The organism is Corallincola spongiicola (assembly GCF_004284785.1).
Taxonomy (GTDB): domain Bacteria; phylum Pseudomonadota; class Gammaproteobacteria; order Enterobacterales; family Neiellaceae; genus Corallincola; species Corallincola holothuriorum.
Genome location: NZ_SHLY01000006.1, coordinates 190256 through 201854, shown reverse-complemented (window position 1 = coordinate 201854; position 11599 = coordinate 190256). Strand labels below are relative to the sequence as shown.

Annotated in this window: 11 protein-coding genes and 1 tRNA gene; 4 read left to right on the top strand and 8 right to left on the bottom strand. The window is 48.8% G+C overall.

Features of this window, described 5'->3' with window-relative positions; translation table 11 throughout:
• Positions 1-116: 116 nt before the first annotated feature.
• From clpX to EXY25_RS15690, 4 genes are all read right to left on the bottom strand, one after another.
• Positions 117-1397, bottom strand: coding sequence for an ATP-dependent protease ATP-binding subunit ClpX (gene clpX, locus EXY25_RS15705; protein WP_114339936.1), 1281 nt, complete (start codon positions 1395-1397; stop codon positions 117-119).
• 89 nt (positions 1398-1486) lie between these two features.
• Positions 1487-2116, bottom strand: coding sequence for an ATP-dependent Clp endopeptidase proteolytic subunit ClpP (gene clpP, locus EXY25_RS15700; RefSeq protein WP_114339935.1), 630 nt, complete (start codon positions 2114-2116; stop codon positions 1487-1489).
• 85 nt (positions 2117-2201) lie between these two features.
• Positions 2202-3512, bottom strand: a complete 1311-nt coding sequence (gene tig, locus EXY25_RS15695; RefSeq protein ID WP_114339934.1) for a trigger factor — start codon at positions 3510-3512, stop codon at positions 2202-2204.
• Positions 3513-3722: 210 nt separating this feature from the next.
• Positions 3723-3799 (bottom strand) — tRNA-Arg (locus tag EXY25_RS15690).
• Positions 3800-3979: 180 nt separating this feature from the next.
• On the opposite strand from EXY25_RS15690, the gene folD reads away from it, so the two are divergent.
• On the top strand, positions 3980-4840 hold the full coding sequence (gene folD / locus EXY25_RS15685; protein WP_130567579.1) for a bifunctional methylenetetrahydrofolate dehydrogenase/methenyltetrahydrofolate cyclohydrolase FolD: 861 nt from the start codon (positions 3980-3982) through the stop codon (positions 4838-4840).
• An 86-nt stretch (positions 4841-4926) separates the two neighbouring features.
• On the opposite strand, the gene cysS is transcribed toward folD, so the two are convergent.
• Positions 4927-6306 carry a cysteine--tRNA ligase gene (gene cysS / locus EXY25_RS15680; RefSeq protein WP_114339932.1) on the bottom strand — a complete coding sequence of 460 codons (1380 nt, stop codon included), beginning with the start codon at positions 6304-6306 and terminating at the stop codon, positions 4927-4929.
• A gap of 176 nt (positions 6307-6482) precedes the next feature.
• Between cysS and EXY25_RS15675 the strand changes: the two genes are divergently transcribed.
• Complete coding sequence (locus tag EXY25_RS15675; RefSeq protein ID WP_130567577.1) at positions 6483-6974, top strand: peptidylprolyl isomerase; 492 nt, start codon at positions 6483-6485, stop codon at positions 6972-6974.
• A 6-nt stretch (positions 6975-6980) separates the two neighbouring features.
• On the top strand, positions 6981-7730 hold the full coding sequence (lpxH, locus tag EXY25_RS15670; protein ID WP_130567575.1) for a UDP-2,3-diacylglucosamine diphosphatase: 750 nt from the start codon (positions 6981-6983) through the stop codon (positions 7728-7730).
• Here lpxH and miaE read toward each other — a convergent pair.
• Positions 7727-8503 (bottom strand): tRNA isopentenyl-2-thiomethyl-A-37 hydroxylase MiaE, encoded by a 777-nt coding sequence (miaE, locus tag EXY25_RS15665; protein WP_130567573.1) that lies wholly within the window; start codon positions 8501-8503, stop codon positions 7727-7729. The two genes, lpxH and miaE, sit on opposite strands and share 4 nt — an antisense overlap.
• 329 nt (positions 8504-8832) lie before the next feature.
• Here miaE and EXY25_RS15660 point away from each other — a divergent pair, with 329 nt between their 5' ends.
• Complete coding sequence (locus EXY25_RS15660) at positions 8833-9429, top strand: Yip1 family protein (RefSeq protein WP_114339928.1); 597 nt, start codon at positions 8833-8835, stop codon at positions 9427-9429.
• 88 nt (positions 9430-9517) lie between these two features.
• Here EXY25_RS15660 and purF read toward each other — a convergent pair whose 3' ends face one another.
• Positions 9518-11044, bottom strand: a complete 1527-nt coding sequence (gene purF, locus EXY25_RS15655) for an amidophosphoribosyltransferase (RefSeq protein ID WP_114339927.1) — start codon at positions 11042-11044, stop codon at positions 9518-9520.
• A gap of 18 nt (positions 11045-11062) precedes the next feature.
• Entirely contained in the window at positions 11063-11566 is a 504-nt protein-coding gene (locus tag EXY25_RS15650; RefSeq protein WP_114339926.1) for a CvpA family protein, read from the bottom strand.
• Between the last annotated feature and the right edge of the window lie 33 nt (positions 11567-11599).

Genomic DNA, 11599 nt, shown 5'->3' with positions numbered 1-11599 from the left:
TCCACCAGAGGATAAGGACTTATTTCAACAGTATATGGGGGCATGGAAAGCCGATTCAATCGGCAAATACGGAAAAAGGGGCCGAAGCCCCTTAGTTGGTCATTATCTGTACGACTTTAGTCTGCTGAAGCGACTTGTTGCTCGGTTCCACGGTAAATCAGAATTGGATCTGACTCACCTGTAACCACCGTTTCATCAACAACCACTTTTGCGACATTTTCCATTGATGGCAGATCATACATAGTATCGAGCAATATTTGCTCAACTATCGAGCGCAAACCACGGGCGCCAGTCTTACGATCCATCGCCTTACGAGCTATTGCTCGCAGAGCGTCATCACGGAACTCCAGTTCAACCTCTTCAAGGCGGAACAAAGCACTGTACTGTTTCGTTAACGCGTTCTTTGGCTCTTGCAGGATCTGGATCAAGGCTTCATCGTCCAGCTCTTCCAATGTTGCTACAACAGGAAGACGGCCAATAAATTCAGGGATAAGGCCATACTTAACCAGATCTTCCGGCTCAACCTGACGGAACATATCGCTAAGCGACGCCTTCTCATCAGAATCTTTAACCTTGGCACCGAAACCGATACCAGTACCCACATTAACCCGCTGCTCAACCACTTTATCCAGCCCAGCAAAGGCACCACCACAGATAAACAATATCTTGGAGGTATCAACCTGCAAGAACTCTTGCTGCGGATGCTTACGGCCACCTTGCGGAGGCACAGACGCCACGGTACCTTCGATCAGCTTCAATAGCGCTTGCTGTACACCTTCACCACTGACATCTCGCGTAATGCTTGGATTGTCAGATTTACGCGAGATCTTGTCGATCTCATCGATATACACGATGCCGCGCTGTGCTTTATCTGTGTCGTAGTCACACTTTTGTAGCAATTTCTGGATAATATTCTCGACATCTTCACCCACATAACCTGCTTCGGTCAGTGTTGTGGCATCAGCCATGGTGAAAGGCACGTCAAGAAAACGGGCCAGCGTTTCCGCCAGTAATGTTTTACCACTACCTGTTGGACCGATGAGCAAAATATTACTTTTACCTAACTCAACTTCATCGTTGACGTCGGTATTCTTCAGGCGCTTGTAGTGGTTATAAACCGCAACCGATAACACTTTCTTCGCGTGTTCCTGACCAATCACGTAGCCTTCCAGGTGATCCCGGATCTCATGTGGTGTTGGTAATCTGGAACCATCACGCTTATTAGGCAGATCTTTTATTTCTTCACGAATAATATCGTTACAGAGCTCTACGCACTCATCACAAATAAAAACCGATGGCCCTGCTATCAGTTTGCGCACTTCATGCTGGCTCTTGCCGCAAAAAGAGCAGTACAGCAGTTTATTGTCGCTATCCCCGCCCTTTCGATGATCAGTCATGCACAAATCCTCACTTTTAACTTCCGCTTACCAGGCTCAAAACTTTCATAGGCATACAACCAGTATAAGCCGAACTTAGTAAAACGTTATCACACTTCTGTTCTACGTGTCAGAACATCATCTACCAAGCCATACTCTTTCGCGTCATAAGCGCTCATAAAGTTGTCTCGATCTGTATCTTGAGAAACCTGTTCATAAGGCTGCCCCGTATGTTCTGCCATTAACCGGTTCATCTTCTCTTTAATAGACAGGATCTCTTTGGCATGAATTTCAAAATCCGATGCCTGGCCCTGGAAACCGCCCAACGGCTGGTGGATCATTACTCGGCTATTTGGCAAACAGTAGCGCTTGCCCTTCGCACCGCCAGACAAAAGGAAAGCCCCCATGCTGGCGGCTTGGCCGATACAGACGGTACTCACATCCGGCTTGATAAACTTCATCGTGTCGTAGATCGCCATGCCGGCCGTTACTGAACCACCTGGAGAGTTGATATAGAGAAAAATATCTTTTTCTGGGCTCTCTGACTCAAGGAATAGCATCTGTGCAACAATCAGGTTTGCCATATGGTCTTCGACCGGCCCAACCATAAAGATCACACGCTCTTTGAGTAAGCGAGAATAGATATCGTAAGCGCGCTCTCCCTTGGCTGTCTGCTCTACAACCATGGGTACCAATGAGGCTAGCGGATCAAAAGCGGAAGGCTGTTCGAAATTTGACATGTGTTTCCTAGATATAAAAATGGCTCGAGTGAATAATTCAGTCGAGCCATTATATGCGGCACGAGGCCGCACAAGTCAACGCTGTTTAGGCGTTATTAGGAGCTGGATTCATTACTTCGTCAAAGGTTTTGGTCACTTCAGTGACTTTTGCCTTACTCAGCACTAAATCAATCGCCTGATCTTCCAGAGCCAAATTGCGCATTTGCTGCATCAACTCTTCGTTACCTTTGTAGTAGTTAACGACCTCTGATGGATCTTCATAAGCAGTCGCCAGCGTGTTGATCTGCTCCATCACACGCTCTTCGTCGGCTTCCAGCTCATTACCTTTAATCAACTCACCCAATACTAAGCCGGTACGTACACGACGTTCGGCCTGCTCAGTAAACAGGTCAGCAGGTAGTTCAGGCAAGTTTTGCTGCTCGGCACCACCAAAGCGCTGTAGCGCTTGCTGACGCAAAGCATCAATCTCTTGCTCAACCAAAGCTTTAGGCAGGTCAACTTCATTAGCGGCCAATAAGCCGTTAATAACCTGCTCTTTTACCGCGTTTTTCAGCGCTTGACCCAGCTCACGCTGCATGTTTTTGCTTACTTCAGTCTTGAAAGACTCAACCGTACCATCACCTACACCGAACTTAGCTGCAAACTCTTCGTTCACCTCTGGCAGTTCCTGACCTTCGATCTTGTTGATCTTGATCTTGAACTCAGCGGCTTTTCCTTTGAGGTTTTCTGCGTGATAGTCTTCAGGGAAGGTCACGTTAGCAACGACTTCGTCACCTGCTTTGTTACCAGCAACAGCATCTTCGAAACCAGGGATCATGCGGCCAGCGCCGATAACCAATTCAAAGTTTTCAGCTTTGCCGCCATCAAACTCTTCGCCATCAACGGTGCCAACGAAATCAATGAAAGTCTTATCACCTTCAGCAGCGGCACGAGTCACTTCAGCAAAAGTAGCATGCTGCTTACGCAGTGTTTCGATCATGTTAGCCAGATCTTCATCTGTCACTTCTGCGCTAGGCTTCTCAACTTCAACCGTTTCCAGGCCAGCCACTTCAAAGTCTGGATAGACTTCAATAGTTGCTGTGAATTCTAGATCCGCACCCGCTTCGTTTTTAACGATAGCCAGTTCAGGACGACCTGCAGGGGCGATCTTCTCAGCCATGATAGCTTCGAAATAGTTGCGCTGAGCAAGCTCACCAGCAACTTCATAACGAACGGCATCACTATAACGCTTGCGGATAACGGACACAGGCACCTTGCCTGGACGGAAGCCGTCAATGCGCTGAGTCTTAGACAGGCGACGGAGACGATTCTCCACTTCTTTTTCTACCTGCTCAGCAGGAACAGAAATGGTCAGGCGACGCTCCAGACCACTAGTAGTCTCAACAGACACTTGCATCTTGCTACCTCAATATCGAGAGCTGCTTACTCTCTGTTTTCTTACGGTATTTAGGACAGCGAACGACATTCCGTTAACACTGCCACCAATATGAATTCTGTTTTCGCGGTCGGAAAAAGCCAGCTGACTGACTAAACCACACTTCGGCGACGGCGAAAAATGACGCGGCATTATAGCGGGGTTAATAGAGAGAGTCGAGTAATCAAGAGATGGCGCGCCCGGCAGGATTCGAACCTGCGACCATCCGCTTAGAAGGCGGATGCTCTATCCAACTGAGCTACGGGCGCTTTATGATTGCATCGGACAAAATCGAAGACCGCTTTGTCGCAAAAGCGGCGGCATAATAGCGAGTATGGATCCAGCGGTCAATCGTGCAAATCAAGCGAAAAGCATAGTTGGAAGCTTAACCACATTCTGAGACAATGCTCGGCAACCATAATTTCGTTCCAATAATAGCAAAGGTAGACATGGCAGCTCAGCTTATTGATGGCAAAGCAATTGCTAAGCAGGTAAAAGAATCCGTCGCCGCACGGGTTAAAGTTCGTCTTGATGCCGGTAAACGTGCGCCCGGCCTCGCCGTTGTCATGGTCGGCGACGACCCTGCCTCGGCCGTTTACGTTGGTAGTAAACGCCGCTCCTGTGACGAAGTGGGATTCGTATCGGTTTCCCATGATCTGCCAGGTAAAACGACGCAGGATGAATTGCTTGCGTTAATCGATCAGCTCAATGAACAGGTTGCTATCGACGGTATTTTGGTGCAGCTGCCGCTACCTGAACATATCAATTCAGAGGTGGTACTGGAGCGGATCCGCCCAGATAAAGATGTGGATGGCTTTCATCCGTATAACATCGGCCGCTTGGCTCAACGCATTCCAGCGCTACGCCCATGTACGCCAAAAGGGGTGATCACCCTGCTTGATTCAACGGGTGTTAAATTTCACGGTAAACACGCGGTGATCGTTGGTGCCTCCAACATTGTTGGTCGACCAATGATCCTAGAGCTGCTGCTTGCTGGCTGCACCACCACGTGTTGCCATCGCTTTACTGAAGATCTCGAAGCCGAAGTACGCCGTGCCGATATCCTGGTGGTTGCCGTAGGTAAGCCTGAATTTATCCCTGGTAGCTGGGTTAAAGAGGGCGCTTACGTTATTGATGTTGGTATCAACCGAGTAGATGACGGACGCTTGGTCGGTGATGTTGAGTTTGCGCCGGCAGCAGAAAAAGCGGCATTCATCACCCCTGTACCGGGTGGAGTTGGCCCAATGACGGTAGCCAGCTTGATTGAAAATACCTTAGAAGCCTGCGAGCTATACCACGACAACGATTAACATGAGTTGCCTATTACCCTAAAAAAAACGCCCACACATGTGGGCGTTTTTATTTCTACTTTGGCTTTGCTACGGTAGAACCGCGGTTAACCTCGACGCCAAGTTGTGCCTTCAGGGCCATCTTCCAACACAATTTTCATCTCATTCAATTTGTCCCGCGCTTCGTCTGCTGCGCCCCAGTCTTTTGCTGCCCGAGCGGCATTACGCTGCGCAATCAGAGATTCAATTAAAGCGACTTCATCTTGACTTTCATCGCCCTGCAAAAAAGTCGCTGGCGATTGTTGCAGTATGCCCAGCACGCCACCCAGCGCTGTTAACTGGGCAACTAACTGTGCCGCCCGTTCAGGCTCTGCTTGGCGACACCGATTGATCTCTTTCGCCAACTCAAACAATACCGACATCGCTTCCGGCACATTAAAGTCATCATCCATCGCCTGGCGGAACTTGCTCGTGGCATCCGTTGAAAAATCCGCTGCTGACGCAGGCTCAATATCACGCATCGCGGTATACAGACGTTCTAGGCCTGCCCTCGCCTGCTGCAAGTTATCCCGAGAGTAGTTCAACTGGCTACGATAATGACCAGACAATAGGAAGAAACGTATGGTTTCTGCGTCATACTCAGTTAACACGTCGCGAATAAGGAAAAAGTTGCCCAAGCTCTTTGACATCTTCTCACTGTCCACCTGCACCATGCCACTATGCATCCACAGGTTGACATAGGGTGTATCAAAGGCGCAGCAAGACTGTGCAATCTCATTCTCATGGTGTGGAAAGATGAGGTCTGAGCCGCCGCAGTGAATATCGAAATGCTCACCGAGATGTTTGGCGTTCATCGCCGAACATTCGATATGCCAGCCCGGTCGGCCCTCACCCCACGGAGAGCTCCAGCTAGGCTCACCCGGCTTTGCCATCTTCCAGAGCACAAAGTCGAGCGGGCTACGCTTGCTCCGTTCAACTTCTACCCTCGCGCCAGCCTGCAACATTTCGAGGTTTTGGCCACCTAACCGACCATACTCATCAAAACTTGAGACCTCGAACATCACATCACCGGTCTCCGCGACGTAAGCGTGCTTTTTCTCTATCAGGCGCGCCACCAAAGCGATGATCTCATCCATATGGGTAGTCACGCGAGGTTCGATATCAGGGCGTAAAATATTTAATTTGTCGTAATCTTCATGCATCCGCGCCACAGTGCGGGCAGTCAACTGGTCACAGCTCTCGCCATTTTCTAAAGCACGCTTAATGATCTTGTCGTCCACATCGGTGATGTTACGTACAAATTCCACCTGATAGCCGGAAAAACGCAGATAACGTACCACTACATCGAAGCTCACCGCGGTACGAGCATGGCCAATGTGACAATCATCGTACGCTGTAACCCCACACAGGTAGAGCCCTACTTTGCCGGGCTGAAGCGGTTGAAACGCCTTTTTTTCGCGGGTGAGCGTATTGTAGATCTGCAACATTGAAACAATCGTCCTTTGCGGTTAAATCACCAAATAGAGGGGGATTCTACCATCGCGTCCGCTGCCACGCATCGCCCTTTTTATCTCAGCTTTCTACTTAAACGGCACCTCACACCTTTCAGCCTTGCGTCGCATCCGCTAGAATCCAGCCAAACAATGCACTGGAGAGAGTTCAAATGGTTATCCTGCACACTAATTTTGGCGACATTAAAATAGAACTGAACGAAAAAGCGGCACCAGCAACCGTGGCAAATTTTGTCGAATACGTGAAATCAGGCTTCTATAACAACACCATTTTTCATCGTGTTATTGATGGCTTCATGATCCAAGGTGGTGGCTTTGAGCCAGGCATGGAACAAAAGGCAACCAACGAAAAGATCAAAAACGAAGCTAACAATGGCCTGAGCAACAAAGTAGGCACCTTGGCAATGGCTCGTACCAACGATCCTCACTCAGCAACGTGCCAGTTCTTCATCAATGTTTCCGACAACACCTTCCTTGACCATACCTCTGAAACGCCTTCAGGTTGGGGCTACTGCGTATTTGCAGAAGTCGTTGAGGGAATGGATGTGATCGACAAAATCAAAGCGGTCAGTACAGGTAACTACGCCGGACACCAAGATGTGCCCCGTGAAGATGTAGTGATCGAATCTGCTGAACTGGTCTAACGCCTAGTGAGCACTCTCTTTATTTCAGATCTCCACCTCAGCGTCGAGCGGCCTGATATTACGGCCGCCTTCGTCGAGTTTATGACGGATACGGCCAGTCAGGCGGATGCGCTTTATGTCCTAGGTGATCTGTTTGACGCCTGGTTTGGCGACGATTTTGAAGATGAGTGCATCAATCAGGTGAAGCAGGCGTTTTTGACCCTGACTCAAAGTGGTGTACCTGTCTATTTTATTCATGGGAATCGGGACTTTTTGTTAGGAAAGCGCTTTGCAAAACAGTCTGGCGTGACACTGCTGCCAGAACAGTGTGTCGTCGAACTGTATGGCAAACCGGTGGTGTTACTCCATGGTGACACCCTTTGCACCCAAGATCATGACTACCAAAAATTTCGCCGCAAGAGCCGAACTTGGTGGTGGCAAGGCTTTATGTTGTCATTGCCGCTACGTCTGCGAAAAAAGATCGCCGATGATTATCGCGCAAAAAGCAAAGCTGCAACGGCGATGAAAAGCGCCGAAATTATGGATGTAACGTCAGCGGAAGTGACACAGGTCATGACTGATAACAGCGTAGAGCTGATGATCCATGGCCATACTCATCGTCCCTTTGTCCATGATGTCACCTTGGCCAATGGCCGAACCGGACAACGTATCGTCCTCGGTGACTGGTATAGCCAATCCAGCTATCTCACCTTCGATGCCGATAGCTTTGAACTGCACCACGCCCCCCTATCACCGGAAGATAAAAATAGCGCTTAAGCTACAACTGACGTTGGCACACCGCTGTGAAAACGAAATTGATCATCCTCGCTGGTCATCAGCAATGCTTCTTGCTCAGCAAAAAATGCGATGCGTTGCTCTAGCCCGTCAGCAGATATCGTCGCAGCAAGCTTCAGATAGTCCTGATAATGTCGCGCCTCCGACCGCAGTAAGGAGATATAAAACTTCTCCAGCTCCGCATCCAAATAGGGTGCAAGCTTGGCAAAGCGTTCACAGCTCCGCGCTTCAATAAAGGCACCGATAATCAACTTATCAACGGCAGCGGCGGGTTCATAGGTACGCACGTGTTTAATGAGCCCCTTGGCATATCTGGCCGCGGACAGCTGTTCATAAGGAATATCTCTGGCTTGCATGATCTCCAGCACCTGCTCAAAATGATGCAGTTCCTCTTTAATCAGACGCACCATCTTATCCAGCAGATCCTGCGTTTCCGGCTTAAGATCTTTGGTTTTTAGGCTGCCAATCAGTGCATTCTTCTTAGCAGAAAAAATACCGTCTCCCTCCTGCCGATAAACAAAGTCTTCATAAGGCTTTAACCAAGATAACAGGGTCGCACCACTCTCCTTGTCGATAGCGTAACGGCGAATAAGCAGCGCGGCACTCTGTGCTGCTTTCAGTTCACAGTTAGCATGATCCACCAACAAAGCGGACAAGCGCTCAGGCTTGATTGCTTCTTCAATCCAGGCTTCAGGCGTTTCACACTTAAGAAATTGATAGATGGGGGCCAGCAGTTGTTGATGTTCCAGATCCATGACAGCGATAGCTCAATTGCAGAATAGATACATGAATCGCCTATGCTACCTGCAACCTGCTCAGCTTTCAGCTTAGATCCACACAGTTCTTGTTCTATCACAGCTTCTGTGTCTGATCTAAACGCCTGAGTTCAGCGTAAGCAAGCTCATTGGTGTCATATCACGTTCTATTAGAGTGTGGAGAGCTGGATCATGATCCGCAGCACGAGTTGCCTCCGCAACTTGCAGAAATCGCGATACTGGTCAATAAATGTTCATAGGGTGACGCGACAATTATAATAACGCGCGCCTGTTCTATTTCTTGGGGAAGAAGCAAAAGGGCAACAACTATGATATTGAACCACCTCTGGGGCATCTATGCCCACCCTCGTGAAGAATGGCAAGCAATCGACCTCAAACATGAAGGTTTAACCTACAGTTTGTCACATATTATGTTAACGGCCCTGATACCGGCGATCTGCAGTTACTATGCTGCTGCTCATATCGGCTGGAGTATTGGCGCAGGTGATCCCATCATGCTCACCGAAGCCAGTGCCCTCAAAATGTCGATAGCCATGTATTTTGGCTTAATTGCTGGCGTCTTTGGCTTAGCTTGGCTGACCCAGTGGATGGCACACACTTTCGGCACAAAAACCTCATTCACCCATGCGCTGGAACTCGCCGCTTATACCTCCACCCCCCTGTTTATGGTTGGCTTTGCCGCACTACTGCCAATCTTATGGTTTGTAATGCTGGTCGGACTCGCTGGCGTCGCGTATAGCGTCTATCTGCTTTATAGCGGCGTCCCTATCATGATGCATATCCCGGAAGAGCGTGGCTTTATCTACGCCAGTTCTGTGGTTACCTGCGGCTTGGTTTTGCTGGTTGCTCTGATGGCCGGGTCAGTGATCCTTTGGAACTTGGGTTTAGGCCCTGAATATATGTAAGTGGCCCTTTCTGTTAGATAAAAAAAGGCAGCTTTCGCTGCCTTTTTTATTATCAAAAACACTCAATCAGAGTATCTAAACCAGCCACTCACGGATGGCCTTCGTTATGCAGTTCCATGTTGGAGCTGTTCTGGAAAAACTCTTCATCAGCCTTGGCATCATCATTACGCACTTGGTCAATATGCTCCAAATACTCTTGTGTCACATCGCCAGTGACGTACTGACCGGTAAATACTGATGTTTCAAACTGGTCAATATCAGGATTACCATCCTGAACCGCCAGCTCCAGATCCGCTAAATCCTGGAAGATCAAACCATCGGCACCAATGATGTCACAAATCTCATCCAGTTCACGACCATGGCCAATCAGTTCATTCGCCGATGGCATATCGATGCCGTAAACATTCGGGAAACGAATTTCCGGAGCCGCCGAAGCAAAATAAACTTTCTTTGCGCCCGCTTCCCTAGCCATCTCGATAATCTGATTTGACGTCGTACCACGAACAATTGAGTCATCCACCAGCAACACGTTCTTGCCTTTAAACTCGGTAGTGATCGCATTGAGCTTACGGCGTACCGATTTAACCCGTTCAGTTTGCCCAGGCATGATAAAAGTACGGCCAATGTAACGGTTTTTCACAAAACCCTGACGGTACGGTAGATCAAGGTTATTAGCGATTTCCAAAGCGATATCACAGGAAGTTTCAGGGATCGGGATAACAACATCGATATCCAGATCCGCCCACTCCTTGGCTATCTTTTTACCCAATCGCTGGCCCATACGAACACGGGAGGCATAAACCGACACGCCATCGATTTTGCTGTCTGGACGAGCGAAATAAACATATTCGAAAATACATGGGCAGCATTTAGGATCATCAGAACATTGCTGAGAAAACAGCTCGCCTTGATCCGTAATATACACTGCTTCACCTGGGGCTAAGTCGCGAACAAACTGGTAACCGACGGCATCTAACGCAACGCTTTCCGACGCGACCATATAGTCAAAACCGCCGTCAGCCTTGGCTCGTTTACCAAGAACAATAGGTCGGATACCAAAAGCATCTCTGAAGGCAACCATACCTTGACCAATAATCATGGCGATAGCGGCATAACCACCCCGGCAGCGCTTATGAACACGGGAAACAGCGCCAAACACATGCTCAGGGGTGAGCTGAAGATTAGGCTCGTAGCATAGCTCGTGGGCAAGTACGTTTAGCAGTACTTCGGAATCTGACGTGGTATTGATATGACGGCGAGCTTCATTAAAAAGCATCTCTTTTAGCTCATCGGCATTGGTCAAATTACCGTTGTGAGCGAGAGCAATACCAAAAGGGCTATTAACGTAAAACGGCTGCGCCTCGGCAGAGCTAGAGCTACCAGCGGTTGGGTAACGCACATGACCAATGCCAACATTGCCCCGTAAACGGTGCATATGCTTAACATCAAATACATCACGCACCAGACCATTGGCCTTACGCAATCTAAAATTACCATCCTCGGTAATAGTAACGATACCTGCCGCGTCTTGGCCGCGGTGCTGAAGCACAGTGAGCGCGTCATAAATAGATTGGTTAACTGGCGACTGAGCCACGATCCCAACAATGCCACACATAGCGAATATACCCCGTTTTTAAACTGCGCTAGCAGCCTGGTCGACCAACTCTTGTGTCTCGTCCAGGTGTTCAAAGAACCAGTCAATGATGATTTCAAAGTGCGGGATCAATTCAGAAGCCTGCCACCAAGGTCTATCAGCGAACTGGAAAAATTTAGTCATTAAGAAAATCATGGCGCAAACAACCAGCACCCCACGCAGGCCACCAAAGCATATGCCGAGCACGCGATCTGTGCCTGACAATCCGGTCTTCTGAACTAATTGGGAGATGATGTAGTTGATGAGTGCGCCAAGGATCAAGGTGCAAATAAAGAGTACCAGTGCAGATACCCCGTCCCGGATCAGAGCGTCAGAGATACTGTCCGCCAGCAGAGCAGAGAGATCACGATAGAAAGTGCTGGAGATAAAAAACGCCGCCACCCAACTGACCAGCGACATTGCTTCTTTAACGAAACCGCGTATCAAGCTGATCAGCGATGATAAAGCTATGACGCCGAGAATGAGGAAATCAATCCAAATCATGTACTACGCACCTATTTCAGGACGGCGCGAATT

Bases quoted from the DNA above. Each gene is read 5' to 3' on its own strand.
- clpX (WP_114339936.1), bottom strand. From the start codon at position 1,397: ATGACTGATCATCGAAAGGGCGGGGATAGCGACAATAAACTGCTGTAC.
- clpP (WP_114339935.1), bottom strand. From the start codon at position 2,116: ATGTCAAATTTCGAACAGCCTTCCGCTTTTGATCCGCTAGCCTCATTG.
- tig (WP_114339934.1), bottom strand. From the start codon at position 3,512: ATGCAAGTGTCTGTTGAGACTACTAGTGGTCTGGAGCGTCGCCTGACC.
- folD (WP_130567579.1), top strand. From the start codon at position 3,980: ATGGCAGCTCAGCTTATTGATGGCAAAGCAATTGCTAAGCAGGTAAAA.
- cysS (WP_114339932.1), bottom strand. From the start codon at position 6,306: ATGTTGCAGATCTACAATACGCTCACCCGCGAAAAAAAGGCGTTTCAA.
- EXY25_RS15675 (WP_130567577.1), top strand. From the start codon at position 6,483: ATGGTTATCCTGCACACTAATTTTGGCGACATTAAAATAGAACTGAAC.
- miaE (WP_130567573.1), bottom strand. From the start codon at position 8,503: ATGGATCTGGAACATCAACAACTGCTGGCCCCCATCTATCAATTTCTT.
- EXY25_RS15660 (WP_114339928.1), top strand. From the start codon at position 8,833: ATGATATTGAACCACCTCTGGGGCATCTATGCCCACCCTCGTGAAGAA.
- purF (WP_114339927.1), bottom strand. From the start codon at position 11,044: ATGTGTGGCATTGTTGGGATCGTGGCTCAGTCGCCAGTTAACCAATCT.
- EXY25_RS15650 (WP_114339926.1), bottom strand. From the start codon at position 11,566: ATGATTTGGATTGATTTCCTCATTCTCGGCGTCATAGCTTTATCATCG.